This is a genomic window from Streptomyces azureus, from assembly GCF_001270025.1.
GTDB classification, from domain to species: Bacteria; Actinomycetota; Actinomycetes; order Streptomycetales; family Streptomycetaceae; genus Streptomyces; species Streptomyces azureus.
The window spans coordinates 1-280 of record NZ_DF968508.1 but is presented as its reverse complement, the minus strand read 5'-3'; the positions used below and the strand labels follow the sequence as shown (position 1 = coordinate 280).

The 280-nt window shown below is 58.2% G+C and carries 2 tRNA genes; both read left to right on the top strand.

Annotation, left to right across the window (positions count from 1 at the left end):
- Positions 1–92: 92 nt before the first annotated feature.
- A tRNA-Val gene (locus AOQ53_RS37690) sits at positions 93–164 on the top strand.
- A 43-nt stretch (positions 165–207) separates the two neighbouring features.
- A tRNA-Val gene (locus tag AOQ53_RS37685) sits at positions 208–279 on the top strand.
- Position 280 lies beyond the last annotated feature (1 nt).

Here is a 280-nt window from a genome sequence, read left to right as displayed (position 1 = left end):
ATTAGCTCAGCGGGAGAGCGCTTCCCTGACACGGAAGAGGTCACTGGTTCAATCCCAGTATCGTCCACTGGATCTGCTCGAAGATCCGACCCGCGCGATTAGCTCAGCGGGAGAGCGCTTCCCTGACACGGAAGAGGTCACTGGTTCAATCCCAGTATCGCGCACGCAGTGCCCATGATCCGCTGTATCCAGTGGTCATGGTCCCGAGGACGATTAGCTCAGCGGGAGAGCGCTTCCCTGACACGGAAGAGGTCACTGGTTCAATCCCAGTATCGTCCAC